General features: G+C 59.7%; 24 protein-coding genes. 18 read left to right on the top strand and 6 right to left on the bottom strand.

The genetic code is table 11. From position 1 onward, the window contains the following. Positions 1-7 precede the first annotated feature (7 nt). Positions 8-1,165: an HPP family protein gene (locus tag NCR39_RS18475; RefSeq protein WP_250453502.1), complete on the bottom strand. Its 1,158-nt coding sequence runs from the start codon at positions 1,163-1,165 to the stop codon at positions 8-10. Between the two features lie 168 nt (positions 1,166-1,333). Between NCR39_RS18475 and NCR39_RS18470 the strand changes: the two genes are divergently transcribed. After that, on the top strand, positions 1,334-3,205 hold the full coding sequence (locus NCR39_RS18470) for a DUF3857 domain-containing transglutaminase family protein (RefSeq protein ID WP_250453501.1): 1,872 nt from the start codon (positions 1,334-1,336) through the stop codon (positions 3,203-3,205). Positions 3,206-3,211: 6 nt separating this feature from the next. Here NCR39_RS18470 and NCR39_RS18465 read toward each other — a convergent pair whose 3' ends face one another. Further along, the gene (locus tag NCR39_RS18465; RefSeq protein ID WP_250453500.1) at positions 3,212-5,074 is read right to left on the bottom strand and encodes an SUMF1/EgtB/PvdO family nonheme iron enzyme; all 1,863 of its coding nucleotides are present in this window, start codon (positions 5,072-5,074) and stop codon (positions 3,212-3,214) included. 292 nt (positions 5,075-5,366) lie between these two features. Here NCR39_RS18465 and NCR39_RS18460 point away from each other — a divergent pair, with 292 nt between their 5' ends. The 10 genes from NCR39_RS18460 (at position 5,367) to NCR39_RS18415 (ending at position 17,791) form a co-directional block, all read left to right on the top strand. Then, positions 5,367-5,804 carry a DUF4399 domain-containing protein gene (locus tag NCR39_RS18460; protein WP_040052305.1) on the top strand — a complete coding sequence of 146 codons (438 nt, stop codon included), beginning with the start codon at positions 5,367-5,369 and terminating at the stop codon, positions 5,802-5,804. 109 nt (positions 5,805-5,913) lie between these two features. Continuing rightward, positions 5,914-6,315 (top strand): DUF4399 domain-containing protein, encoded by a 402-nt coding sequence (locus NCR39_RS18455; RefSeq protein WP_502800243.1) that lies wholly within the window; start codon positions 5,914-5,916, stop codon positions 6,313-6,315. 228 nt (positions 6,316-6,543) lie between these two features. After that, positions 6,544-6,828, top strand: coding sequence for a hypothetical protein (locus NCR39_RS18450; RefSeq protein WP_250453498.1), 285 nt, complete (start codon positions 6,544-6,546; stop codon positions 6,826-6,828). Positions 6,829-6,876: 48 nt separating this feature from the next. Beyond that, on the top strand, positions 6,877-7,155 hold the full coding sequence (locus NCR39_RS18445) for a hypothetical protein (RefSeq protein WP_250453497.1): 279 nt from the start codon (positions 6,877-6,879) through the stop codon (positions 7,153-7,155). Between the two features lie 126 nt (positions 7,156-7,281). Then, entirely contained in the window at positions 7,282-8,691 is a 1,410-nt protein-coding gene (locus NCR39_RS18440; protein ID WP_250453676.1) for an efflux transporter outer membrane subunit, read from the top strand. An 85-nt stretch (positions 8,692-8,776) separates the two neighbouring features. Then, entirely contained in the window at positions 8,777-11,275 is a 2,499-nt protein-coding gene (locus NCR39_RS18435; RefSeq protein ID WP_250453496.1) for an FHA domain-containing protein, read from the top strand. Next, positions 11,253-12,626 (top strand): beta-barrel domain-containing protein, encoded by a 1,374-nt coding sequence (locus NCR39_RS18430; RefSeq protein ID WP_250453495.1) that lies wholly within the window; start codon positions 11,253-11,255, stop codon positions 12,624-12,626. The genes NCR39_RS18435 and NCR39_RS18430 overlap by 23 nt, the downstream gene beginning before the upstream one ends. Before the next feature lie 17 nt (positions 12,627-12,643). Next, complete coding sequence (locus NCR39_RS18425) at positions 12,644-13,393, top strand: peptidylprolyl isomerase (protein ID WP_250453494.1); 750 nt, start codon at positions 12,644-12,646, stop codon at positions 13,391-13,393. A 31-nt stretch (positions 13,394-13,424) separates the two neighbouring features. After that, complete coding sequence (locus NCR39_RS18420; protein ID WP_250453493.1) at positions 13,425-16,484, top strand: peptidase domain-containing ABC transporter; 3,060 nt, start codon at positions 13,425-13,427, stop codon at positions 16,482-16,484. After that, entirely contained in the window at positions 16,481-17,791 is a 1,311-nt protein-coding gene (locus tag NCR39_RS18415) for a sigma-54 interaction domain-containing protein (RefSeq protein ID WP_250453492.1), read from the top strand. The genes NCR39_RS18420 and NCR39_RS18415 overlap by 4 nt, the downstream gene beginning before the upstream one ends. A 4-nt stretch (positions 17,792-17,795) precedes the next feature. Here NCR39_RS18415 and NCR39_RS18410 read toward each other — a convergent pair whose 3' ends face one another. Beyond that, positions 17,796-18,566 carry a PP2C family protein-serine/threonine phosphatase gene (locus NCR39_RS18410; protein WP_250453491.1) on the bottom strand — a complete coding sequence of 257 codons (771 nt, stop codon included), beginning with the start codon at positions 18,564-18,566 and terminating at the stop codon, positions 17,796-17,798. A gap of 78 nt (positions 18,567-18,644) precedes the next feature. Beyond that, a complete protein-coding gene (locus NCR39_RS18405) occupies positions 18,645-18,935 on the bottom strand; it encodes a hypothetical protein (protein WP_040052295.1) in 291 nt (96 codons plus the stop codon). Between the two features lie 388 nt (positions 18,936-19,323). Here NCR39_RS18405 and NCR39_RS18400 point away from each other — a divergent pair, with 388 nt between their 5' ends. From NCR39_RS18400 to NCR39_RS18390, 3 genes are all read left to right on the top strand, one after another. After that, a complete protein-coding gene (locus NCR39_RS18400; protein WP_250453675.1) occupies positions 19,324-19,797 on the top strand; it encodes a lecithin retinol acyltransferase family protein in 474 nt (157 codons plus the stop codon). Between the two features lie 10 nt (positions 19,798-19,807). After that, complete coding sequence (locus tag NCR39_RS18395) at positions 19,808-20,056, top strand: hypothetical protein (protein WP_250453490.1); 249 nt, start codon at positions 19,808-19,810, stop codon at positions 20,054-20,056. 134 nt (positions 20,057-20,190) lie between these two features. Then, a complete protein-coding gene (locus tag NCR39_RS18390) occupies positions 20,191-21,294 on the top strand; it encodes a 4-hydroxyphenylpyruvate dioxygenase family protein (protein WP_250453489.1) in 1,104 nt (367 codons plus the stop codon). 25 nt (positions 21,295-21,319) lie between these two features. On the opposite strand, the gene NCR39_RS18385 is transcribed toward NCR39_RS18390, so the two are convergent. Together NCR39_RS18385 and NCR39_RS18380 are read right to left on the bottom strand one after the other, a co-directional pair. Next, positions 21,320-21,691 carry a cupredoxin domain-containing protein gene (locus NCR39_RS18385; protein ID WP_250453488.1) on the bottom strand — a complete coding sequence of 124 codons (372 nt, stop codon included), beginning with the start codon at positions 21,689-21,691 and terminating at the stop codon, positions 21,320-21,322. Beyond that, a complete protein-coding gene (locus NCR39_RS18380; protein ID WP_250453487.1) occupies positions 21,688-22,668 on the bottom strand; it encodes a metallophosphoesterase family protein in 981 nt (326 codons plus the stop codon). Before NCR39_RS18380 ends, NCR39_RS18385 begins: the two co-directional genes overlap by 4 nt. Positions 22,669-22,861: 193 nt before the next feature. Here NCR39_RS18380 and NCR39_RS18375 point away from each other — a divergent pair, with 193 nt between their 5' ends. The 4 genes from NCR39_RS18375 to NCR39_RS18360 all read left to right on the top strand — a co-directional run bounded on the left by NCR39_RS18375 (position 22,862) and on the right by NCR39_RS18360 (position 26,615). Next, the gene (locus tag NCR39_RS18375) at positions 22,862-23,500 is read left to right on the top strand and encodes an RNA polymerase sigma factor (protein ID WP_040052290.1); all 639 of its coding nucleotides are present in this window, start codon (positions 22,862-22,864) and stop codon (positions 23,498-23,500) included. After that, the gene (locus NCR39_RS18370; protein ID WP_250453486.1) at positions 23,487-24,197 is read left to right on the top strand and encodes an anti-sigma factor family protein; all 711 of its coding nucleotides are present in this window, start codon (positions 23,487-23,489) and stop codon (positions 24,195-24,197) included. The genes NCR39_RS18375 and NCR39_RS18370 overlap by 14 nt, the downstream gene beginning before the upstream one ends. A 233-nt stretch (positions 24,198-24,430) precedes the next feature. Then, complete coding sequence (locus NCR39_RS18365; protein WP_502800242.1) at positions 24,431-25,642, top strand: ABC transporter substrate-binding protein; 1,212 nt, start codon at positions 24,431-24,433, stop codon at positions 25,640-25,642. A 100-nt stretch (positions 25,643-25,742) separates the two neighbouring features. Beyond that, positions 25,743-26,615 carry a branched-chain amino acid ABC transporter permease gene (locus tag NCR39_RS18360; protein ID WP_040052287.1) on the top strand — a complete coding sequence of 291 codons (873 nt, stop codon included), beginning with the start codon at positions 25,743-25,745 and terminating at the stop codon, positions 26,613-26,615. The last annotated feature ends 2 nt before the right edge of the window (positions 26,616-26,617 follow it).

The following is a 26,617-nucleotide window of genomic DNA, read 5'->3' as shown; positions in this document are numbered from 1 at the left end:
CAGATAGTCAGGCAGTCCGGCGTTCGCCGGCAAAGCTCTGGCGATACAGTCCCGAAATGAGGTCGGTTTCAGTGATCATGCCGACCAGCCGCTTTTCCGCATCGACGACCGGAATGTGGTGGTGGCCGAAGTCGGCGAACATCGGCACGAGATCGGCGATGGCGGTGCGCGCGTCGATCGTGCACACGTCCGTCGTCATCAGCGAGGCGACGCGCGGCGGCGCGGCGAGCGGCCCGCGCATGATCCGTTCGACCGCGCGCGCGAACGCATCGCGCGGACCGGCGGCATGCGCCGGCGCAATGTCCGCCCGCGTGACGATGCCGGTCACGCGGCGAGCGGCATCCGTCACCGGCAGCGCCTTCACGCGATGCTTCTCCAAGAGCGCGAGCGCCTCGTCCGCGCTCGTTTGCGCCGACACCGCGACGACCGCGCGCGACATGATGTCCGCGCACGTGAACTCGGTGAACCGGCGCGCGTACGCCCGCAATCGCGTTTCGCGCATCAGCGCTTCGAGATCGTCCGGGTCGATGTCGAGCATCTCGCTGCGATGCGCGAGCACGGCTTCGATATCGGCGCGCAGGAACGACGCGGCATCGGGCGCGGCATCCGGCATTTTGGGCGCAGCCTGCGCGACGTGCGGATACCGGTGCCCCGTCAGCGCATGAAACACGACGGCCGAGCACAGAAGCGCGAACGACTGGATCGCGACCGGCGCGAGCACGAAACCGTAGCCGAGCGCGTGGATCGACGGCCCGCCGAGCACCGCCGTCAGCGCGACCGCGCCCGATGGCGGATGCACGCAGCGCAGCGCGAACATCGCGCAGATGGCGAGCGCGACGGCGAGTGCGGCGGCATCGACGGGATCGTGGATCAGCGCGGCGCACGTCACGCCGACGATCGCGGACACGAGATTTCCGCCGATGATCGACCACGGCTGCGCGAGCGGGCTTGCGGGCACGGCGAACAGCAGCACGGCGGAGGCGCCCATCGGCGCGATCAGGAACGGAATGACCGATGCATCGCCGACCAGGAGATGCGCGACGCCGCCCGTCAGCGCAATGCCGATGAGCGCGCCCACGCCCGCGCGCAGGCGTTCGGTCCATCTGAGCGTGACCGGAGCGGGAAGAAAGCCATGTAACCATCGAAGCAGAACGGAGCGCGACACGTTTCTTTAAGCCTTGAGGTCGATGAAGCCGATGAGTGGAAAGGGAGACGGTCGACCGCAGGGCGCGCGCCGAAAGCGTTAAATTATATCGCAACATGATACAAATTGTCGCGGGGCTATCGGCTCCTGTACGATGGACGTTCGCACCGTTTCCATCGTCCGCCGACCATGAAGCGATTCCCGCATGCCCTGGCGTTGCTGCTGGTCGCGCTTCCGGCGCTCGACGCGCGGGCGGCATCGCAGGAGGGCGACGATCCTTCGAGCATCGTGAGCGACGTGCACGAGTTCGTCGTATCGGACGACGGCTCCGTCACCGAGAACGACGCGACCGTGCTGCGCGCGAACACGCCGGCGGGCATCGACGAAATCGCGCAGCGTTACGTGTGGTACGACCGCAGCGTGTCGAAGGTGGAGATCGTCGAGGCTTATTCGGTCGATGCGAACGGCGCGCGTCACGATGTATCGCCCGATCAGATCCGCGACATTCAGGAGCCGCGTTCAGCCGGCGCGCCGACGTTTCAGGACGCGAAACTGCGCGCGGTGATTTTTCCGGCGGTGGGCGTCGGCTCGACGGTGCATCTGCATTTCAGAAAGAGCCAGGCGAGCCCGGTCATCCCGGGGCAATTCGATTACTACGTCGAGCCGGCGCAGCGGCCGGTGCTGGATCAGCGCCTCGTGTTCGATCTTCCCGCCGGCAAGCCGCTTTACGCCGATGCGCGCGGCTTCGTCGCCGAGCCGCCCGTCACCGCGAACGGACGCACGCGCTACGCGTTCGACTATCGCCGCGAGCAGATCGCGCGCATAGAAAGCGGGTCGGTCGGCTACGCGCAGTACGGCGACCGGCTGATGGTCTCGACGTTCCCCGACTACGCGAGTTTCGCGGCGAGCTATCGCGCGCCCGCCGTCGACGCCACCGCGAACGATCCGGCGATACGCGCGCTCGCGCTGTCGCTGACGCGCAATGACGCCGATGCCCGCGCGAAGGCGAAAACGCTCTACGACTGGGTGCGCCGCAATATCCGCTACGTCGCGATGTTCATCGGACAAAGCCCGGCGACGCCGCATCGCGTGACGGACGTGCTCGCGAACCGTTACGGCGATTGCAAGGACCACGTGGCGCTGTACGGCGCGTTGCTCGATGCCGTCGGCGTGCGCAACGAGCCCGCGCTGATCGGGCTGGGTTCGGTGTACGCGCTGCCGTCGGTGCCGGGCTACGGCGCGGGCGCGATCAATCACGTCATCACGTATCTGCCAGAGCTGGAGATGTACGCGGACAGCACGGCGTCGAGCGTCGAATTCGGCTTCTTGCCGCTCGCCGATATGGACCGGCCGACGGTGCTCGTCGAGTCCGCCGTGTTGTCGCGCACGCCATCGACGCAGGCGTTGTCGCGCACGGCGCGCTTGCAGATCGATGTCGCGCCGGAAGGCGTCGCCCGCTTCGCGTACTGGGTCGAGGACGCGGGATGGAGCGCCGAAATCGAGCGGATGAATCTTCGGCTCGCCAGTGCGCAAAGGCGCGATCAGATTGCGGCGGATCGCTTGCGTTATACGAATCTGCGCGGTGCGGCCGCGTTGACCACGAGCGATATCGACGCCACCAGCGGCCCGTTCGAAACCACCTTGCGCGGCACGCTCGATGAAATCGTGTGGCCGACCGGCACGACCGCGTTGCCCGCGTTGACGAGTCTTTCGGGCGGCATCGCGACGCAAACGCGCAACTGGCTTGCCGAACGCACGCGCACGCAGCCTTACTTGTGCGTCGGCGGCGCTTACGACGAGGTCTCGCAGATTGCGCTTCCCAAAGCGATGCAAGTGGTCGAAGTCCCCGACGATCTCACTGTGACGAGTGAGTTTTTCAGCTATCGCGCGCGCTATGTGTTCGATCCGTCGAGCAACGTGATTCAGGTATCGCGCACGCTGAATGCGCGCTTCGGCAAGCAGATGTGTTCACCCGATGATTTCAAACTGGCGCTTCCGCCGCTCAAGAAAATCGAGCGCGATACGCAAGCGCAGATCATCGTCAAGGCGTCCGTGCGTTGAGTGAGTTCATTGCACATCGCGCGCCACGCGAAAGCCGTTTTGCGATTGACGCACGCTCGCGCTGTATTTGAAGCGCGTCGCCGACTGCATGTACGTCGCGCCTTCGCGCCACGATCCGCCGCGAATCACGCGCACGGAGCAACTCGGATCGTCCCACGCGCGGGCATCGGCGGGGGCGTTCTTGTATGAGCTATGCCAGCAATCGGCGACCCATTCCCACACGCTGCCGTTGACGTCGTAAAGGCCAAAAGGATTCGCTGCAAACGAGCCTGCGGGCGTGGGACTATCCGCGCGATACGGCTCGCCGCAGTCCTTGCAATCGGCCGTGCCTTTCTTCATTTGCTCGCCCCACCAGTAAGTGCTTTGCGTGCCGCCGCGCGCCGCATATTCCCACTCGGCTTCTGTCGGCAGACGATAAGCCTTGCCGCCTACTTTGCTTAGCCATTTCACATAGACTTGCGCGTCGTCCCAACTCACATTGCGCATCGGTGAGTTGGCGACCGGAGTGGCCGCGCTGCTGTCCGGCGCGATGCGCGTGCATGCGCCCGCATCCGCGCACGCATTCCATTGCTCGACCGTGACTTCGTATTTACCGATGGCGAAGGGCCGCGCAATGTTCACGCGATGCGGCGGCTTTTCGGCGGGATCGTCGTTGTTGCTGCCCATCGTGAAGCTGCCGGGCGAGATCGGTATCAGCAGCGGACACGCGGGGCAATCCTTGATTTCACTCGCAGTGGCTTTGGTCGTGGTGTTCGCGTTGGTGGCGGGCTTCGTTGCGACGGCTGCAGGCGCGGTGGTCTCTTGCCGAGGCTTTTCCGTCGTATTGACGGGCGATGCAGGCTTGACCTGCGTAGGCGCGGATGCGGCCGGCTTCGCGTTTGCCGATGCACGCAGTCGCTCTATACGCGCCTTGGCGAGCGCCGCAAAGCGTCCGTTGGGATAAGCCTTTAAATAAGCCTCGTAATCGCTCGGAAAGGTACTGTCCTTGATCGAATCCCAGAAGGTCAACTCATATTGCTCATTGCTGTCTTTAGGGAGAATGCCGCGCGTGCTGAGCGGCGTTTCGGCGATGCTCGCCAATCGATCGGTCGTTTGAAGATTCACTGCATGACGTCCAAGCGCAAAGTCTCCGGCGAGCGTCGACGCGATCCACGGTCGTTGTGCGCCGTGCGTTCTTCGTTGAACATCGGACGCGGCGATATCGAATGAAGCGGCCGTTACGTTCGAATGTGCGCTCAGCACCCGCAAGATCGCGGCAGTGAAAAACCCATTGCGTGTGCCTTCGATGGCGAGTGAATCCGGCGACGCTGCATACGCCACCAACGTGCGCGGCGGCAAATTCAACGCGCGTGCAGGCGTGTGGCCGAAGGGATCGTTAAGACACGTATCGAGCACGACGATGTTCGTTGCAAGCGGCCTGTCATGCGCCAATCGAGCGACGATATCCTTCACCGCAACGCCTTTCTTTAGCAAGCCGAGCGGTGCATTCTCGTGCGCGTCGAGCGGAAGGAGCAGCGCGTCGCCTCCGGCCTGAATGCCGTGGCCCGCGAAATAGATGAATGCGGTATCGCGTGCGCCGAGACGATCGATGAAGGCATCGAGCGCATGCTGCATTGCGTCGGCGTCCAGGTCGGTTTGCCGCGTGACGTTGAAGCCGAGCGATGCAAGCGTGTTGCCGATGTCGTTCGCATCGTGCTGCGCGCTTGCTAAAGGACGCTCCGCATATTCCGCATTGCCGATAACGAGCGCCACGCGATGCTCCGCCTCTTTAGCCGCGATGACGGCAGGCGGTGAAGGAGGGAGCGCAGACTGCGCGAGCGTCGCGCCGATCGTGACGAACATGCCCGCGATCAAGAGAATTCGCCACATATTCATTTCCTGTCCGTTCGGCTTCGATTAAACGGCAAGCGCGGCTTGCACGGCATTCGATAACACCTCACCACGATAGCACGCTGTCTTTGCCCGTTTAATCCCCTAAAAAGAAGGTATGCGAATGAGGCAATGCGCATCCCTCTCGACGAACGTATCTTTTCAAAACGCTACGTCCTAATCTGAAAGCGAACGACAGGCGGCATATCGAGCACGGACGTGCGCGTCGTTATACCGAAGCAATCGAATGCCGGACTCTTTCCCTTAAGCTCTCTGAAGAGGCATCCATAACATGCTGAGAAGAACCGTGCTGGGCGCATTGGCTTCCCTCGCTGCACTGGCCGCCGATTCGTCGTTCTCCGCCGGGCGTACCCGCACGCCTGCGCCGGCGAATGCGGAGGCGTACATCATCTGGCCGTCCGACGGCGCGGTGATCAGCGGCGGCAAGCTATGGGTGCGCATGGGCTTGCGCAACATGGGCGTGTGTCCGAAGGGCATCGACATGCCGAATGTCGGTCATCACCATCTGCTGGTCGATACGGACTTGCCGCCGCTCGATCAGGAGATTCCGTCGGACCGCAATCATCTCCATTACGGCGCAGGCGAAACCGATGCGCGCCTCGAATTGCCGCCCGGAAAACATACGCTGCAATTGCTGATGGGCGATTACAACCACGTACCGCACGACCCGCCCGTTTATTCGAAGAAGATCACGATCACGGTGACCTGATCCGCATCTCGATCGGGTCTCATCACGCGCGCACTCGCCGAGGGCAAACGACATGAATCCACCACTCGCTGGCGCGTTCTCGCGCTCACGATCGATCCTGCTCGCCGCCATGCTGGCGCTGCCGTTTCATGCGAGCTTCGCGGAGGGCGGACCGACGCCCGCGCCTGCGAACGCATACGCGTATATCGGCTATCCGAACAACGGGCAGACGCTACCTGCGGGCAAGCCGTTTCGCGTGTGGTTCGGCCTGCGCTTCATGGGCGTCGCGCCGCGCGGCGTGAAATTTCCCAACACGGGTCATCACCATTTGCTGATCGATACGCCTCTGCCGCCGCTGGATCAGGAGATTCCTTCGGACCGCAATCACCTGCATTTTGGTGCTGGCGAAACCGAAGCGATGCTCGAACTGCCGCCGGGTAAGCACACGCTTCAACTTCTGATGGGCGATGACCGGCATATCCCGCATAACCCGCCGGTCTATTCGAAGGTCATCACCATCTACGTGAAGTGAGTCGTGTCTGTGTGAATCAAACGGTTGGCCCGCAAAGTGTATGGAATGAAGCGTCAGTGTGTTCTGGAGTGAGTCGATGCAGTGAGTTGACGAATCGGCTCCGAGGCTTGTGCAGAAGGGATGTCAGCGAAATACGCTCAAAGTGGCACACCTCATGCATTTAACTGGCCCGAGCAAACAGATTGCTCGAACCCACTCAATGCGCGATGCGCACCCAAGGAGAACACCATGAAGACGCTGACCATCCTGGACCTTCCCGTTACCGAAGAACTCGATCGCCGTGCGATGTCGGCCGTGCGCGGCGGCAGTTCGTTCTATTTCCCCGGCTACGACGTCTCGAAGTACGACCTGACGTTCAACACGCAGCAACTCATCGATCAATCGCAAAGCACGGAAAGCCATAACGGCGTGAACGTGGCGTTCGCCAACGACATTACGTCGAACGTGAAGCCGAAGCAGGAAGCGCACAACACCAGCACCATCAACATCGGCTCGGGCTTCATGGTCCGCTGATCGACAGACGTTCTCAAACCAGCCTACGCCTCGCCAGGAGCCTCAATCATGTCCACACTCATCATCCGCGATCTCGCCCACCACGCCGAAATGGGCCACAGCGAAATGTCTGCCGTGCGCGGCGGCATGAGCCTGTATTTCCCGAGCTACAACGCTTCGTACAGCCTCGACGCCACGACGCAACAACTCGCCAATCAGGCGCAGAAGACGTTCAACGTCAACGGCGTGAACGACGCGTTCGCGCAAGACATCACGTCCAAGGTCGGCCCGAAACAGAAGGCGAACAACGACAGCAGCATCAACGTGTACGGGCCGTATGCGATGTAACGATGCCCGATATAAGCCGCGCGACGACGCGGTAAGGCATACAAGTAGTTAAGCGGTACAGGCGGAGCACGGGGAGCTCCGCTTGATCGATCAGCGTGAGCGCCGGAGTGAATCGTGCGAGCCCTGTTGTCATCGTTGCGCCGGACAGTCGTATGCGCGAGTGCATGCACCGCTGTGCTGCTTGCGGGATGTATCGACGTGAAGGTGCCCGTCTATAAGCGTCCCGATACGCCGGAGAAAACAGCCTTCACGACGTTCGATGCATCCAGACTCGCCGCCGCCGACACCATTCAGCCCGATTGGTGGAAGCAATTCCGCGATCCTTATCTCGACGCACTGGTGGACAAGGCCGTTCAAGGCAACTTCGATATCAAGGTATTGGCCGCACGCATTCAAGTGGCGGGCGCGCAGATCGGCGAGGCACGCGCGGGCGCGTTGCCGTCGATGGATCTCGGTGCGGGCGCGAGCTTCGAAAAGACGACAGGTCAGCCGTTTTCCAAACAATACAACCTTGCGACTCAGGTCAATTGGGATATCGACATCTGGGGCGCGGTGGAAAAGGGCGTGCAAGCGCAGAAGGCCGAATATCGCGCAACCGAAGCGGATTGGCGCGCGGGTTATCTTCAACTCGTGGCGAGCGTGTCCACGACGTACTTCCAGATTCTTCAGTTCGATGACCAGATCGAGCAGCAACAGCAGACCATCAAGACGAATCAACAGATCCTCACCATCTTCGAGGGCATGGAAAAGAACGGACTCGTGCCGCATACGCAAGTGCTCACGCAGCGTGCGGAATTGAATCGTCTGACGCGCGACTTACTCGAATTGCGCCGCTCGCGCGATCTTGCGAACAACGCGCTCGCCACGCTCACCGGCGTGCCGGCGGGCGAATTCAAGGTGCCGGATGGCCAATTGGAGAAGCGCGTGCACATTCCGCCCGTGCCGTCAGGCTTGCCCTCGCAATTGCTTTCGCGAAGGCCTGATCTCATCGCGGCGGAATATCGCGTGCTCGAATCCTACGATCTTGTCGGCCAGGCCAAGCTCGCGCAATTACCCACCATTAGTCTGACCGGACGCGGTGGCACGGCCAGTTTCGCACTCACGGATTTATTGAAGTCCTTCACGTTCAGCTTCATGCCGAGCATCAATATTCCGATTCTCGATCCAAGCGTGCGCGCTCACGTGAAGACGACGCAAGCGCAAAGCACCGTGGCCGAACAGCAATACCGCAGCACGGTGATGGGCGCGTTCGAAGAAGTGGAAAACGCACTCGTCAACCTGGATTCGCATACGAAGCAGCGCGATGAGCTGCAGCAGGAAGTGGCGCATCTGACTATCGTGGCGGCGCAAATCGACGCGCAACTCAAGGAAGGCGTGATTTCTCAACTGGAAGTCTTTGAGACCGAACGTACGCTTCTGGCGGCTCAACTTGCACTGCTCGCGAATCATCAGCAAATGCTTTCCGACACGGTGACGCTTTATAAAGCGCTGGGCGGCGGCTGGCCAGCAATCGACGTGCAAAGCGCCGCTAATTGACTACGACGATGCGTGACTTAAACTCAGAACAGCCGCTGCATGCGTTTCATTTCGATCGCGGCTTGACCAACCCAGTGACGTCGACATGGCCCCAGGCGATCCGATAGCGGAACAGCAGCCGAGCGTGGGCGAAGCGTTCGACGTCGTCCTCAAGCCCGTATCGCGCGGCGATCTGGATGATCCATTAAGCGATATCCGCATCGATGAAAATCTCTTTGCGATAGGCCGAGCCGAACCGCCGTTCGACGAAAGCCCGCCCGATGCGGTCGCGCAGCTTTCGCGGCGGCACGCGCGCATTTTCATCGAGCACGGCCACGTCTATATCGCGGATCTCAGCAGCAAGAACGGCACTGCGGTAAATGGCACGCCCGTGCGTGATGTTCCCGCACGCGTGCGCAATGGCGACGAGATTTCGTTCGGCAACAGGCTCGCGTATCGCGTGCAATTCGCGCCGCGCAAGCGCCGTACGATTGCGCCGAAGCCGGTTACCGTGATGCTCCTGCCGCAACAGGAGGATCGTGGGCTGTCGCCCATCGACATCGTGCAGTTTCCATTTCTCGTCAGCAAGACGGACGAGACATTCGCGCGTTATCGCGCCGATTATCCGCATCAGGTGAATTACGTATCGCGACGTCACGCGCATGTGTTCGTCAAAGGCGGTGCGCCATTCGTCGAAGATCTCGGCAGCACGAATGGCACGTTCGTGAACGGGCATCGAATCACGGAACATGCTGTCGAGTTAAAGAATGGCGACACGCTTGCGTTCGGCGGCACGCACTTCGCCTATCGCGTTCAGATACATGGCGACGAAAGCGAATCCACGCTCACCGAAATGGTCGATGCTTCGAGCGCCAGCGATCAGATGCACGACGAGCACGACGGCGACAAGACGACGTTCGTCGGTTCCGCGCATTCGTTCCTCGATATCTTCTGCATCGATCAAACCGCGCCGGCCGATGAAGTCAACGAGGACGCTCACGCGGCCGAACATGCACCCGATGCGGGAGAAGGCAAAAAGCGCGGCAAGCTGGCGCTTTTCATCGCTGAATTACGCAAGGCATTCGCGGCCGATGACCGGCGCGCCGCACGGCGAACGCGCATCGTTGCCGCTTGCATACTTACTGTGCTGATCGCAATTGGCGTTGCACTGTTCTATGGCGGTGCGCCCGAACGTCATGCGAAGTCACTCATGGCAAGCGGCGATTACACGCGCGCCGCCACATTGACCGACGGCTATTTGAAGACGCATCCGGACGACGCGCGCTTCGTCTCGATGAACACCGAAGCCGTACTCAAATCGAATGTACCGCGCTGGTTAGGCGCCTTGCGCAATGGCGAATATCAGAACGCGGAGACCATTCTCGCGCAAATGGATTCATTGAGCGAACACAACACGGACGTGCGTTCGTTGCTCGATGAACTGCGCTGGATAGGCAAGCTCGAGCGCTTCGTGATGGGGCGCGGCGGTCCCGACGCGCCCGTTCGCATGTATGCTGACGAAGCGAGCATCGGCGAAATTTTGAAGCATTGGAATGCGGATGCATCGGGTCATCAACGCGATCTGGACCGCATCGCCGGTTATGTGCCTGAATTCCGCGAACCTTACGCGCTCGCGCTCAGCCATCTGCGCAAGCTGCAAAGCGACGACTCCGTTTATCTCGCGGCTATCGATCGGCTGAATGCAAGCGTCGTCGCGAGTCTTGCATCGGATGACCTCGATAGCGTCGATTCGACGCTCAAGGAGTACGCGGAGAAATATCCGCGCCTGGGAGGGCTCGATCGCATTCGCGCGGATGCGGACGCCTATGCGAACGTGAGACACGCGATGAGCGAACCCAGCCTTGCGCCGCTGGCTTCAGCACTAAAGAAAGCCAGTTTCTCGACGCCGCCCTTTCAGCAACGATTCGCGCAGATGAGCGCGAGTCAGTTGCCGCCACCGGACGTGCTTGCGCAATACACCGCAATTGCCGATGCATGGAGCAATGGAGATAGCGCGCGCGCCATCGATGGTTTGCACAAGATTCCGCAAGGAACGTGGTCATCGACCGTGCAGAAGGAAATCGCGCACAAGCAGTCTGTCGCCGCACAGTTCGCGGACTTGCAAAGGGCGCGCGGCTCGAAGCAGTACGAGGATGCGCTTCTCTCCTTCTACGAAACGCTCGATCTTCAAGCCGATACGTACTTCGCTAAAGCCGTCGCGCCCGAAATGTCTGCGCTCAAGACCAAAGCCGCAGCGCGCGCTCAGGCATTGATGAATCAGGCCCAGGCGCTTTGGGCGCAGTATCGGACCAACGGCGGCATTGGAGGATCCCAGCGCCTTGAATCCGCTGTATCCGATACGTTCCGCACGCAGGCGCGGCTCTTGTCGGATGCGCAGGAAACGGCAGCGCGTGGCATGCGTATCTCGAGGCAAGTGAATGCGGACGCAAGCAAATGGACCGCGTTGACAAGCGAGATCGATAACGAAGTGGAATTACAGCGACGCTCGCTGCAAGACCTTCGCATGGTGCTCGAACCGGCTTTGCTCGAAAGCAAGCTGGCGTTGATCAAAGGAGCCGGCGGTGAAGCGCGACGCGCCCCTTAAACCCTTCTCCGAAGCGCTGGGCGACCACGGTGCGGAAGGCATCGCCATTCTCACGGCCGAGCCGCTCAAGTTGACGCGTGCGCTCGTGTACACGATGGTGTCGCTCGTGGTGGCCGCACTCGTGTGGTCGTTCGTCGGTCATGCAGATGTCATGGTGACGGCACAAGGCACGCTCGCGCCGGAATCGGAAGTGCGTCGCTTCTATACGCCGATCGATGGTGAACTTGCAGATCTTTATATCGCGGAAGGGCAGCCGGTGCGCAAGGACGATGTCGTCGCTCGCCTCAATGCCCGGGGCGCAATCGAAGCCGCAACGAATGCACTCGAAGCACAACTCAAACTCGATGACGCCGAGCGCGAATGGAAGCAGTTTCCAGAGAAAAAGCTGCTCATGGAGCGCAGGATCGTGGCGCTCAAGAATCAAATGGAAGTGGAAGAGCATCAGCATCAGCAACGCGTGACCGAAGGCACCAGCAAGCTAGCGGAAGGGCAGAAGGCTCAATTGCAGGAACAGCGCAGCACGCTTGAAAACGCCCGTCGTGCGCGCGATGCCGCCAAGAATGAACTCGATCGATTCACGCGATTATTCGCGTTGCCCGGCGGCGGTGGCGTGTCGGAATCGCAGGTGGATGCCAAGCGCAATGTCTATCTCGAAGCGGATGGCGCCTATCGCGTCGAGCAGGCGAAACTCTCTGAACTGGACTTTCGTTTGAGCCACGAATTCACTCAGGCTAAAGCGCAACTCGAAACGAGCGGTCAGGAATCCACGAATCTCAGGCTGCAATACGAAGCCGCCATGCGCGAAGTGGCGAGCACGGAAGACAAGCTCCGCCTGCAATTGCAGACTGCGCGCCTCGTGGCGGACGCCGCCGCGCGTATTCGTTTCGAGAATATCGACAAGGATAATTTTCTCCTGATTCTCGCACCGGTCTCGGGCGTGGTCACCGATGTGACTTCGACACAGCCCGGCGACAAGATTCAGGCGAATGCGCCGCTTGGCGGCATCGCTCCCGCCAATGCGCGTCCCGTGTTGAAGATAGAGATTGCGGAGCACGATCGCGCTTTCTTGCGCGAGGGGCAACGCGTGAAGCTCAAATTCAACGCATTCCCTTATCAACGCTATGGCGTGATCGACGGCACGCTCGCGTTCATTTCGCCCGCGACCAAGCCGAGTGCAGCGACGAAGCAGCCGGTGTACGAAGGACGCGTCACGCTCGATCGCGACTATTACCAGATTGGCGGAACGCGCTATCCGCTGCGCTACGGCATGACCGCGGCTGCGGAAGTCGTCGTGCGCGAGCGGCGGTTGATCGATCTGGGCCTTGATCCATTCCGCAACGTGGCTGGATAAACCGAACGGAGAACGATATGACGGCAATTGTGCGTATCGATGACGAAGTGGTCGATGTGAGCGAATTCATCAGGTTGCTCAAGCTCAACGGCCAGTTCGACGGTCTCATCGAGCAACTGGTGCGCGACAAGCTCACCGTGCGCGCCGCCAGAAAAGCGGGTGTCGAATTGTCGGCCGACGAGATCCAGACGCGCGCCGATCAGTTCCGGCGCATTCGTGGACTGCATCGCGCGGCCGATATGAACAATTATCTCGATGCACTGCACGTGAGCCTCGACGAATTCGAAGTCTTTATCACCGACACGCTTTATCAGGAAAAAATGCTCGAGAGAGTCGGCACGCGGCCGGAGATCGAAGAGTATTTCCAGCTCAATTCGCCACGGTTCGACAGCATGGAAATCAGTCATATCGTGCTCGGCACGGAAGGCAGCGCCAAGGAAATGATTTCGTATCTGCACGACGATCCCGTCAGCTTCGCCGACATGGCGCGCGAACATTCTCTAGCCGATACGCGCGACAACGGTGGCGTGATCGGCCGCGTGATGCGTGGGCAACTCAAGCCGGACATCGAGGCGAAAGTGTTCAATGCGGAGCCTGGCGACTTGCTTGGACCATTCGTTTCAGCGGATGGCGGCTATGAGATTTTCGCGGTCACGGCCAAGTATCCCGCCACGCTCGATGAAGACGTGACCGGTGAAATTCGCCGGCTGCTGCGTGAACAATGGCTGCTTGCGCGCGCGCAAGAGCATGTAATCGAAGCGCGCTAAGCGCAGTGCAACGCAACGCACGCCAACGAAAATGGACGCACCTGTCAACTTCGATTCGACCGCCGAGTTCCTTGCGGCAGTGGAGATACTTGCATCGTTTTCCCGAGAGGAAATCGAGCAATTGGCCGCGCACGTCGAATCGCGCCGCTATGGTTTTGGCGAAACGGTGTGCAATGCGGGCGATCCGGCTGATGGCCTCTTTGTCGTGAGAGCAGGCTCCGTGCGCATCTTTACGGAGGAGCACGGCAAGGAAATCAGCATGGGAGTGAAGAAGGAACGCGAGACCTTCGCCGATATCGCGATGCTGCGTGAATATCGGCACGAGTCGTCCGTGCGTTCTTCGGGCAAGACCGAATTGCTGTTCATTCCGCGCAAGGCTGCGGAGCCCGTGATATCGCGCAATCCTGCGGCGCTCGCGTTCGTCACGAGCTATGTGGCGATCAACTCGGCGGGCGGCTTTGTCGCGAAGCTGTTCGATCTGCGCGGTAAGCTGAATAAAGCGGAACTCGAAGAATGCGTGCGCAGCGTCGGCGTCAAGCGCATTGGCGAGGGCAAGGAAATCCTGAAGCAGGACTCGCGCGATGACAGACGCCTTTATGTCGTCCGTCAGGGCGAAGTGCGTATCGTGCGTGAAGAAGGCGGTCAACAGCACTTACTCGCGACGCTCGGTCCCGGCGAAATCTTCGGGGAAAAAGCTTGCGTGATGCGTCAGGAACAAATGGCGTCGGCTATCGCGAGCGTCGATACGCGGTTGCTCGTCATTCCCGAGAAAACGGTGCATTTCATCATCGAGCGCAACGTCAAGCTGCGCGAAGTGCTCGAGGAGCGCATCCGCTTCATCGAACGTGAATTGCAGCGGCAACGGAAACTGGCCGAGCGCCGCAAGTTGCCGACGATGCTCGACCTGCAGTCGAAGCCTGAACTTGGCGAGCGCGTCATCAAGCGTTTTGCGTGCGTGGAACAGGCCGAAGAAATGGATTGCGGCGCTGCGTGCCTCGCGATGATCTGCCGGCACTACGGTATCGGCATGACGCTGGGCAAGCTGCGGGAACTTGCGAACGTGACGACGCAAGGCGCCACGCTCGACAGCCTTGCGCGCGCCGGCGAAGCGCTCGGCTTCACGACGCGTGGCGTGCAATGCACGTATGAATCGTTACGCGGCTTCGAGTTGCCTTTTATCGCGCATTGGGAGGGCTATCACTACGTCATCGTCTATGGAATCTCCAAAGAGAATGTCTGGGTAGCGGACCCGGCCATCGGCTTTAGAAAGATGACCGTGGGCGAGTTCGAGCGCGGATGGAGCGGCACGTGTCTGCTTTTCACGCCGGCACAGGATCTCGTGCAGAAGGCCGTTTCGAATTCGCCGTGGATACGTTTCGTGGGTTATCTGAAGCCGTACCGCACGATATTGCTGCACCTCTTTCTGGCCACGTTCGTCATTCAGGTTCTGGGCGTGGTGCCGCCGCTCATCATCCAGAACATACTGGATGGCGTGATCGTGCATCAGAACGTCGGTTTGCTGCATGTGCTGATTGCAGGGTTGATCGTCTCCAACGTGTTCTCGCAACTGATGTCCACCATACGCGCCTATCTCGCCAATTTCATGGTGCGCAACATGGACTTCTCGATGATGTCGCAGTTCTTCAAGCACACGTTCTCGCTTCCGTTCAGTTTCTTTGCAAAGCGAAAGACTGGCGATATATTCGCGCGCTTTCAGGAAAACCACACCATCCGCGCGTTTCTCACGGAGTCGACAGTCACGACAGTCTTGAACCTTCTGATGATCTTCATCTACTTCACGATCATGTTTCTCTACAACGTGAAACTCACGTTGTTGTTGATTGCGTTCGTGATTCCATTGATGGCGCTGACCGTACTCGCGACACCGCGCGTGAAGCATAACGCGCGCGAAACGTTCAGTTCGAGCACGGATGCGCGTTCGTACCTGATGGAAGCCCTGGGCGGCGTCGAGACGGTCAAAGGCATGGGCATCGAGCGGGCGGTGCGGCTCAAGTGGGAGAAGAAGTACGCGAAGTCGCTCGAAGTGCAATATAAGTCGCAGCGATTCAATATCGCCGTTGGTTTGTGCAGCCAGCTATTGAACGCCGCGACGACCATCGCGGTGCTATGGGTGGGCGCGAATCTCGTGCTTGCGCGCGAGTTGACCATCGGCCAGTTGATCGCATTCAACGCATTCATGGGAAGCGTGCTGTCTCCGCTCATGGGGCTGATCGGATTGTGGAGCCTGCTCAACGATGCAGGCGTCGCGATGGAGCGTCTTGGCGACGTACTCGATATCGAGCCCGAGCAGAAGCCTTCCGAAATGCAGCAGCGCGTCATGCTGCCGGACCTTCAAGGCAACATCAGCTTTAATGGCGTGTATTTCCGTTATGGCGATGGCGATACGCCCTACGTGCTGGAAAACATCAGCTTCGATATCAAGCCGGGTGAATTGATTGCGGTGGTGGGCCGCAGCGGCTCTGGCAAGACAACGCTGGCGAAACTGCTCGTTGGTTTCTATGCGGCAAGCGAGGGAAAGATGACGGTCGATGGCTACGATATCAACGTGATCGACAAAAGCTTTTATCGCGCGCAGATCGGCTATGTCATGCAAAGCAATCTGCTGTTCTCGGGGACGATCGCGGATAACATCGCAAGCGGTGACGAAGCATCGGACCGCAGGCGCATCGAAGAAGTCGCGAAAATGGCCGACGCGCACGCGTTCATCACACGCATGCCGCTCGGTTACGAGCAAGTGGTGGGCGAACGAGGCGTGGGACTCTCTGGCGGCCAGATTCAGCGGCTATGCATTGCACGTGCGCTTTATCACGATCCGCGCCTGCTCGTATTCGACGAAGCGACGTCCGCGCTCGATACGCAGTCGGAAAGCAATATTCTGGGGAACATGCAGGAGATTCTAAAGGGACGCACGGCGGTCATCATCGCGCACCGGCTTTCGACGATCATGCGCGCCGACAAGATACTTGTCCTGTATGAAGGCGGGATTGTGGAACAGGGCAAGCATGACGAACTCGTCGCGCGAAAGGGCATGTATTACCAACTCGTGCAGAAGCAATTGAGCGCAGCATGAAGATACTCGACCAACCCGAAAGCGATAGCAGCGTCCCCGTATCGGCGATTTCGTATGCCGGACTCATCGAAAAGATAGAGATATTGCGCTCGACGTTGCGATGGACTTCTCGCCTCGAGCGTCCGGAGATCGAAAAGCTGCTACGACAGGCGAGCGCCCTGCGCGACGAAGTCATGCAGCTTTCGCACAAGGAGCGCTTCGTGCAGGCCGCCGCCTCCGAACCGAAGCGAGAACTATCGGCGGGCGCCCGGCGGCAGGCACTGATCGAACGCAGCTTCGTATTCGAAGGTACGTTCGGCGACAACCCGAAGCTGCTGGAAGCGCTGGAAATAGCGGAGAAAGCTGCGCCAACCGATCTTCCCGTCCTGATCGATGGCGAGAGCGGGACCGGCAAGGAACTGATGGCGAAAGTCATTCACGCCAATGGATCGCGTGCGGATAAACCCTATATTTCAGTGAATTGCGGCGCGATTCCGGAAAACTTGCTCGAGTCGGAATTGTTTGGACATCGCAAGGGCGCTTTTACGGGCGCAACGAACGATCGCAAGGGAAAATTCGAAAGCGCGCATACGGGAACCATCTTCCTCGATGAGATCGGTGAGCTTCCGCTTTCAGGGCAGGTGAAATTACTGCGCGTGCTCGAAGCACATGAGATACAACGAGTAGGTTCCGACGAACCGATTGCGGTGGACACGCGCATCGTCGCTGCGACGAATCGCAATCTAAGGCGCTTCTGCGATGAAGGGCGTTTTCGCGAAGACCTGTTTTATCGCCTCAGCGTGATCCATGTGACCCTGCCGGCGTTGCGCGAGCGGCGGGACGAGATACCGCTATTGCTTGCGTATTTCGGCGATGAAGCCGCGGCCACGCTCGAGCGCCGGCCCGTGAAAATGTCGCCTCGACTACGCGATTTTTTGCGCAATTACGAGTTTCCCGGCAATATTCGCGAGCTGCGCAACATCGTGTACCGGCTCGCCTGTCTCGCGGGCGAGATGGCCGATATCGATCATCTGCCATTGGATATTCGGCCCAAGTCGTCGCTTTCGGTCGCGATGAGCGGGACTTCGTCGAGCGGCAACGGCATTGCCACGGCAATCTCACTGAGCGAGGCAAAGCGCGTGGCAAGCGACGAAGCCGAGCGCGCCTTTCTCGAACGCGGCTTGCAGGAAGTGGGCGGCACGGTCGCCGAGCTTGCCCGGCGCTATGAAATGAACCGGTCGCATTTGCAAATGCTTTTGAAGAAACATGGCTTGCATTCCAAGGACTTTCGGCTTGCCGCGCAAAAGGCCAGGGACGCACAGGAATGAAACGCTAAATCGATGGATTGATCTGCGTTCTGTCCATTGCGAGCATATCGTCAGCATGCGCGACGACGAGTGAGATATTGTCCCGGCCTCCACGTTCGAGCGCTATTTCAAGCAGTCGTTGCGCCGCCCATTCGCAATTGCCCGGCGCGAGTTCGCTTGCCATTTCTGCCTCGCTGACCTCGTTCGACAACCCATCGCTGCAGAGAAGGAACGTATCGCCGTCCTTTAGCGCGACGGTGCTTTCGTCCAGTTCGAGTGTGTCGAGCGCGCCCACCGCACGAGTAATCAAATGCTGCGCAGGATGATGCAGCGCTTCTTCAGCGGTCAGTTGGCCGCGCGCCTTGAGTTCTTCCACCTGACTGTGATCGCGTGTCAGTTGCACAAGCCGTCCGTTTCTAAAGAGATAAATGCGGCTATCGCCGGCCCATAAATAAGCGCATGCGCCGTCACGGGCGGCAAGCAAGACGACCGTGCTGCCGATGCGCGACACGAGCCGCCTTGCCGCCTCGGTGCGCAATTTTCCGTTCACGTCGATAAGGCGTTCCCGCGCATCCGCGATCACACTGGCGAGTCCGTTGTCCGCGGACATATTCGAGAGACTCTCGATGACCATGCGGCTCGCCAGATCGCCTACCGCGTGTCCGCCCATGCCATCGGCGACGGCCCATATGCCGCGTTCGAGAGAATCGAGCAGGGCATCCTCATTCACTTGCCGTACGCAGCCGACATCGGAACGGGCTGCGGACGTCCATCGAAATTCAGCGGTGAAGGTCACGACAACCTCCCTTGATCGGGTAGCGAGCGCGCATTCCGCCGATTGTGCGCCAACGGGCGCATTTGAACATCAGCCGCGTCAACTCGCGGTATTCGACGACATCGCATTCGGATTGACGGTGAGATTCGCGCCATTGCCGGTGTTGTGGACATCGACGGACTGGAACTGATTGATCATCTGGTCCGCCGTGAAATTGTTCGTGATGTCGTAGATATTCACGACGCCGCCAAAGCCCTGTTGTCGATCGGGCATGTACGGCGTGATCCAGCCATAAACCCACGGCGCGCCGCCTCCACCGCTGATGGCCGACATGGCCGCTCGATCGAGTTCTCGGTCGTAATCGAGATCGGTAACGGTAAGGGCGCTCATATCGAATCTCCGCTTGGCTCTTTGCGACGCCCGAAGGCAATGCAAGTGCTATGCCGACGAACGCTTCGACGCAAAGAGTCCGTGTGGCGCGGTTCTGGAGAATGGCGCAAGTCAGAGAGTTGTTCGCTTGCCGACATCGTCGCATCGTGATGCCGGTTATCCACCGACACTTTCTTCCCGCTCAAAGAGACACTAGAGACCCAACAGACTCTATTGATTTTAGTTGGTTTTACAAAGACAGAAAGTCCTCAGCCAATTTGGTCAAAAACGTCTAAATGACGAAAAATCAACGAGTTAATAAATTGGCAAGAAATCTGCAAATGACTTGGCAACGAAGGCGCCGCACAAACACCTGGCGCCATCTCGAGAGAATGAATCGGAGCCAGCCATGTCGAGCAGCCAGACGTCCGGATCGATCGATGAACAAGCCGCAACCGGCTTTTCGCTCGGCGCCGAACTGGTCACGCGGCGCTCCGGCTATGCGCACCACGGCATTTATTCGGGCAACGGCATGGTGATTCACTACGCCGGCTTCGCAAAGTCACTGCATCGCGGTCCGGTCGAAGAAGTCAGTCTCGCTCAATTCGCGGGCGGTCATGACGTCTTCATGCGTCAGAGTCCGGCCGCCCGCTTCGCCGGCCCGGAAGCGGTGCGCCGCGCACGCAGCAGGCTCGGCGAAGACCGGTATCGCCTGTTGACCAATAACTGCGAGCACTTCGTTTCATGGTGCCTGTTCGGTGAAGCCCGCAGCCACCAGGTGCGCGCGTGCTTCATTCATCCACGTGTCGCAATTCGGGCGGTCAAGGGGCTCGTTCAAGCCTGTATCGCCAATATCGGGTCGAGCACGGCTTGGGCCTTTTGAGGAGACCATCATGCAAACCGCCGAAAATTCGCTGCACTGGGCCGTCGATAAATGGCTTGCGCCGACGCCCGCGCATCCGGCACGCATCGTGCAACTCTGCCGCTCGCATTCCACGGGCATGCGTTTTGTTCGCATCGAGGCATGGCACGCGGGCGGCTCCATCGCGATTATTTTCTTCCGGCACGACGACGGCACCTGGAATGTATTTCCGCCGGAGGTGCGGCGTCCTTCGATGAATGCAGCGCGGCTCGCCGCGTGAAGCGCAGCCGGGCGGACTTTGACACGAACGACACGCTGCCGCTACTCTAGCTTACGATGCCGTGGCGCAAGATGCAGAAGTCATGGTAGTTTCGCGACAGTGAACCGGTTCGTACATTTTGAGGTATTGCCCCGATGACCCAGCCCGACTCCGCCGACTTTACTGCGTCCGCCAGCCCGGTCTCCGAGCCCCAGGCTAGCGACAATCCGCTTGGCATCGCGGGGCTGGAGTTCGTGGAGTTTTCGAGTCCCGATCCGCATGCGCTCGCCGTGCTGTTCGAGCGGCTGGGCTTTACGCCGGTGGCCGGGCACGTGAGCAAGGCGGTCACGCTTTATCGTCAGGGCAGCATGAATTTTCTGCTCAACGCCGAGCCGGATTCGTTTGCGACGCGGTTTGCAGAAACGCATGGCGTCGGCATTGCCGCTATCGGCATTCGCGTGATGGATGCGCAAACCGCGCATGAGCGCGCGGTCGATTACGGCGCATGGGATTTCGAGGGCGAGAAGATCGGTCCTAATGAACTGGCGATACCGGCCATTCAAGGCATCGGCGATTCGCATATGTATTTCGTGGATCACTGGCCCGGCAAGAATAGTGGCGAAGCATCGATCTATGACATCGATTTCCGCGCCATTTCCGATGCAAACGCTGATTTGAAAGGCGCGGGTCTGCTGGAAGTCGATCACTTCACGCAAACAGTCGGTGCGGGCCGGATTCAGGAATGGCTCGACTTCTACGACGACGTACTGCATTTCCGCGAGATTCATCAAGTGCATCCGGACTGGCATGTCTCGCAGGATTCGGCTGTGACGGTTTCGCCTTGTGGTTCCATTCGAATCACGGTCTATGAGGAAGGCACTTATCGCACGGACCTCATGCAGCAATATCTGCCGGGTCACGAAGGCGAGGGCGTGCAGCACATTGCCCTGGCATCTGCCGATATCTTTGCATCGGTCGATGCGCTAAGCGCGCGTGGCGTGCGTTTTCTCATGCCGCCGCAGCGCTATTACGACGAGATCGATGCGCGTTTGCCCGGCCATGGCCTGGACATCGACAAGCTGCGCACACGCGGCATTCTCGTCGATGGCGAGATATTGCCGGACGGTACGCCTCAACTCTTTCTGCAAACGTTCATCGAGCGCGAGCCGGGCGACATGTTCTTCGAAATCGTCGAACGGCGCGGACATCATGGCTTCGGCGAAGGCAACCTGGCCGCAATCGCCAAGGCGCGTAGCTGAACCGGCACGCCTCGGCATCGCCTGGTCATTTCACGATGATCGTGCCTGTCATGTGCGGATGCAGCGAACAAAAATACGTGTACGTGCCGGGTTTATCGAACACGTGCGAGAAGCTGTCGCCACTATCCAGCGGATCGGACTTGAATGACTTGCCCTCGTCCACAACGGTATGCAGCATGTCGTCGTGATTGATCCACGTCACTTTCGTACCGACCGGAACCGTTAGCGCCGCCTTGCTGAACGAGAAGTTATCGATGGATATGGTGGGCACACTCACTGCCGCCATCTGCTGTGCAGGTTCTTCGGCGCATGCGGAAGGTATTCCGCTCACGAGTCCCCTGACGACGAGTGCAATGGCAAGCTGGCGCGCGCATTGGCCGATGAAGTTCGCGTTCATGCGTGTGCCTCCGCAAGCGACGTATCGACAATGGCCAACTGTTCGCGTCCCGCTACGTGAGTGACGGCGCGCAAGCCGAGCATCGAACGCAAACGGTCCGCGCCGACTTTCATTGGTCCGGGTCCCGATGCAGCGCCGGGCGCGGGCTGCGGAAATGCCGTGGACATGGCGGAATAGAAGCGCATGTCGCCTTCGACTTTCTGTGCGACCTGATGCACGTGACCATTCAAAACCGTCACCGAGCCGAAGCGCTTGAGTAACGCGAGCGCCTGTTCGCTGTCGTCGGTGCCCCATCCCCATGCGGGATAAAGCGCCCACAACGGTATATGCGCGAATACGACGATTGGCGTGCTGCTCGTCCTTGCCTGCAGATCCTGCTTGAGCCACGCGAGCTGTTCATCGCCGAGAAAACCGAGTCCGCCGCCCTTCAAGTCGATTACGTTAGTCAGGCCGATGAAATGCACGCCGCCTTCGTCGAAGCTATACCAATGGCGCGTGCTGCCGCGTCCGTATTGATTCGAAAAGCGCGAGAAGAATGGATCGCCATTGTCGACGAGTACATCGTGCTCGCCCGGCACGTAATGCACGGGCATGCCCGCGTCGCCGATGATCTGCGTGGCCGTATCGAACTGCGCGGGTTTGGAAACATGCGTGATGTCGCCGGTATGGATCATGAACGCAGGCCGCTGAGGCATCTTGCGAACCTGGCCGATGGCTTCCTGAAGCGTGCTCGTCGGCTCCGTGTTCGGGTCTTTATTGAAGCCGATATGGCTATCGCTGATTTGCACGAAGCTGAACGAATGAGTGGTTTCTTCGGCATAAGCGGTGGAAATCAGGCGCGAACGCGGCACGCCGCCGCTCAGTGTCCACAGCACGCCTGCGCCCGCCCACGCCATGCAGGACAGGGCGGTGCGCCGACGCTTGCCGTGATCGTCGAGTTGATCTGTAGCGGGCGGGTCGTTTAACTTGGTGTTCATGGCAATTCCTTGACGAGTGGGGTCGATGAAATGAATGCCTTTGCGGTATCCGTTCATCGAACCGGCTCGCGCAGCGCGTTATTCCCGGAAAATTTTCTGGGAGCATGGGAATAAAACACCCGCGATGGAAGTAATGGAGGATGTGCACGCGTGATTCGAGCGTGCGTTCAACCGTCACCAGGAGACCCGCGCGATGTGGCCGAGCAGGTCGAAACAAGGCAAGTCCCCGCATGCGCGCTTCGAGGCGACGGTGATGCCGCATATCGACGCCGCGTATAACCTCGCGCGCTGGCTCTCGGGTAGCGCGAGCGATGCCGACGATGTCGTGCAGGAAGCGTATTTGCGTGCATTCCGTTTCTTCGACGGCTTCGAAGGTGAAGAAGAAGCGAACGCACGTGCGTGGCTGCTTGCCATCGTGCGGAACACGTGGTTCACCGAATGGCGCCGACGCGTGCAACTGGCGGACGCGACGCCTTACGATGAAGAAATCGCCGGCGACGAAGCATTGCCCGGCTGGTCCGATGAAGCGGGCGTGAATCCCGAGACGCTCGCGGTGCGGAAAGACGAAGTGCATCTCGTGCATCGCGCACTGGAGGCTTTACCGCTCGTGTTTCGGGAAGTGCTGGTGTTACGTGAAATCGAGGATATGAGTTACAAGGAAGTGGCCGCCATCACGGGCGTGCCGATTGGAACGGTCATGTCGAGGCTTGCACGCGGCCGCAAGATGTTGGCGACTGCCGTGCGCGCGGCGCAAAGCGACAGACCGAGCGTGCGGCTCGTGCGCAGATTGGGGCCGGGTCATTCCGAGGAGTCGGGCAATGGACAAAAATGAAACCGCCTCGCTCGATACGAGGCTGACCGATGGCTCGCTTTATCATCACGCGCCGGTGCATTTGCGCGCGCAAGTGCTGTCGCGCGTGCGAGAGGAAGCAGCGCGCGAAGAGCGTCAACAGCCGCAAACGAACAAGCAACCTCGCTCATGGCGGCTTGCCTTCGGCACGCCTTGGCCTTTCTTCGGTGGCGCATTCACTGGCGCGACGCTTTCGGCTGTCGTGCTCGGCGTAATGCTGTGGTTTCAGTCCGCGCCGCGATTGAACAACGATGCGCCTGTCGCGCAGGAGATCGTGTCCAGCCACGTGCGCGCGTTGATGTCGGACCGTCCGATCGATGTATTGTCCAGCGATAAACACACTGTCAAGCCATGGTTCAATGGCCGCATCGATTACGCGCCGCCGGTGATCGACCCGGCGGGACCGGGCTTCGCGCTAGTGGGCGGAAGGCTCGATTATGTCGGCCATCGGCCGGTGGCGGTGGTCGTGTATCGGTATCTGAAGCATCCCATCGATGTCTACGTGTTTCCGGAAAAGCCGTCACGAGAAGACGGCAAAGCCGTCGTCACACAGTCCGATGACGGCTATGCGCTTGCGCGCTGGAATCGCGACGGCATGACGTTCTGGGCCGTGACCGATGCGTCCAGCTCGGTGTTGCGGCAATTCACTCAAGCGCTCGACGCCGGAACGCCGCGCTAAGTTGGTGCATCGCCAAAACTTACTCTTCGCGTCCCAAAGCCTTACGGCCTGGGACGCTCTCGTTTTCATTCCGATGTGCGCTAACGCTCGTGCCGTTCGGGTATGTCCGAATATGGTCTGATCCTTACATTTTTCTAAACTCGATCACCAAGCGCCTAATTAAACGAAAGGTAGAAGAAATCGGGCGGGGCAGGCCTTTAAAAGCGGTTCATGCGACGGAGACACACATGGGAATGCAGATGAAACTCATCGCGGGCATGCTCGCGTTCGGCGTTTTCTCGTCAGCCTACGCGGCTGATCCGATCAAGATCGGCGTCGACGGCCCGTTCACGGGCGGCTCGTCGTCGATGGGCGTCAGCATGCGCGACGGCGTGCGGCTTGCCACTGCGGAAATCAACAAGTCGGGTGGCGTGCTTGGCCGGCAGATCGTACTCGTCGAACGCGACGACGAAGCGAAGAACGAGCGCGGCGTGCAGATTGCGCAGGAACTGATTAACAAGGAGAAAGTGGTCGCGGTAGTGGGTTATATCAATACCGGTGTGGCGCTCGCGTCGCAGCGCTTCTTTCAGGAAGCGAAGATTCCCGTCTTCAACAATGTGGCGACGGGTTCGGTCGTGACGAAGCAATTCGACGATCAGCCCGACAACTACGTTTTCCGCAATGCCGCGGCAGACCGCATTCAGGCGCCGATGATCGTCGAGGAAGCCGTGACCAAGCGTGGTTTCAAGAAGGTCGCCATTCTCGCCGACTCCACGAATTACGGTCAGCTTGGCCGTGAAGACCTCGAAAAGGCGCTGGCGGCCAAAGGCGTCAAGCCGGTCGCGGTCGAGAAATTCAATATCAAGGACGTCGACATGACCGCTCAATTGCTCAAGGCAAAAGAGGCGGGCGCCGAAGCCGTCCTGACATATGGCATTGGGCCGGAGCTTGCGCAGATTGCCAACGGCATGGCCAAACTGGGCTGGAAAGTGCCGCTGATCGGCAGTTGGACGCTTTCGATGGCGAACTATATCGACAACGCTGGCGCGAACGGCGAAGGCGCGCGCATGCCGCAGACGTTCATTCAGGACGCGAATACGCCCAAGCGCAAGGCGTTCATCGAAGCGTATCTGAAGGAATTCAAGCCGAAGAACGATCGTATCGATTCACCGGTGTCGGCGGCGCAAGGCTATGACTCGGTTTATCTGCTCGCAGCGGCGATCAAGCAGGCCGGCTCGACGGACGGCCCCAAGGTCAAGCAAGCGCTCGAAAATCTGAATACGAAAGTCGATGGCGTGGTGATGTCCTACGACAAGCCGTTCACCAAGCAAGATCATGAAGCGATCAGCCCGAACGTGCCGGTCATCGGCGAAGTGAAGGGCGGTCGAGTGATTTACGCCTACGACGCGGACAAGAAAGGCGGCAGCACGCTGCGCACCAAGCAGACGACGACCGCTTCGAACTGACACACGAGTTTCATTCCGAGGGTAAAAGCCGCGCCCGCCATGCAAGGTGGGCGCGGCTTGCTGTATGCGCTTCGTGTACCGATTCTAAGGCGTCCATACGATGATTCTCCTTCAGCTCATTTATAGCGGCATCGCGCTCGGCATGATCTACGCGGTGATCGCATTCGGTTATCAGCTTACCTTCGCGACGTCCGGCACGCTGAACTTCGGCCAGGGCGATGCGCTCATGCTCGGCGCACTCGTGGGCCTGACGCTCGTGTCGGCAGGCGTCAATTACTGGCTGATGATTCCGCTCGTGTGTCTCTTCGGGCTCGTGCAAGGCTCGTTCGTCGAACGAATCGGCGTGCGGCCCGCTATCAAGATCAAGTCGGAATTCGGCTGGATCATGTCGACGATCGCGCTTGGCATCATCTTCAAGAACGTCGCGGAAAACGTGTGGGGCCGTGACGATCTTCGCTTTCCGTCGCCGTTGCCCGAAGCACCGCTCAAGGTTTTCGGCGCGAATGTATTGCCGATGGAATTGCTCGTCGTGGGCGGCGCACTCGTCATGATGCTCGCGGTGGAGTTCTTCAATCGCAAGACGATCTTCGGCAAGGCAGTCGTCGCGACGGCCAACGATCGCGATGCGGCCGCGCTCATGGGCATCAACACCGGCCTCGTCATCACGTTCTCTTACGCGCTTTCGTCGCTGACAGCGGCGTTTGCGGGCGTTCTCATTGCACCGCTTACGCTCACGGGCGCGACGATGGGTGCGGTGCTCGGACTCAAGGCTTTCGCCGTGGCGATCATCGGCGGCTTGTCGAGCGGCATGGGCATTATCGTCGGCGGCATGATTCTGGGCATCGCGGAAACAACGACCGGCTTCTATATTTCCACCGGCTACAAGGACGTGCCAGGGCTCGTATTGCTCTTGATCGTGCTGGCCGTGAAGCCTGCGGGTCTCTTCGGCAAGACGGCGATCAAGAAGGTCTGAGG

Origin of the sequence: Caballeronia sp. ATUFL_M2_KS44 (genome assembly GCF_023630965.1) — a bacterium.
GTDB lineage: Bacteria > Pseudomonadota > Gammaproteobacteria > Burkholderiales > Burkholderiaceae > Caballeronia > Caballeronia concitans.
This window is presented reverse-complemented; position numbering and strand designations above follow the sequence as displayed.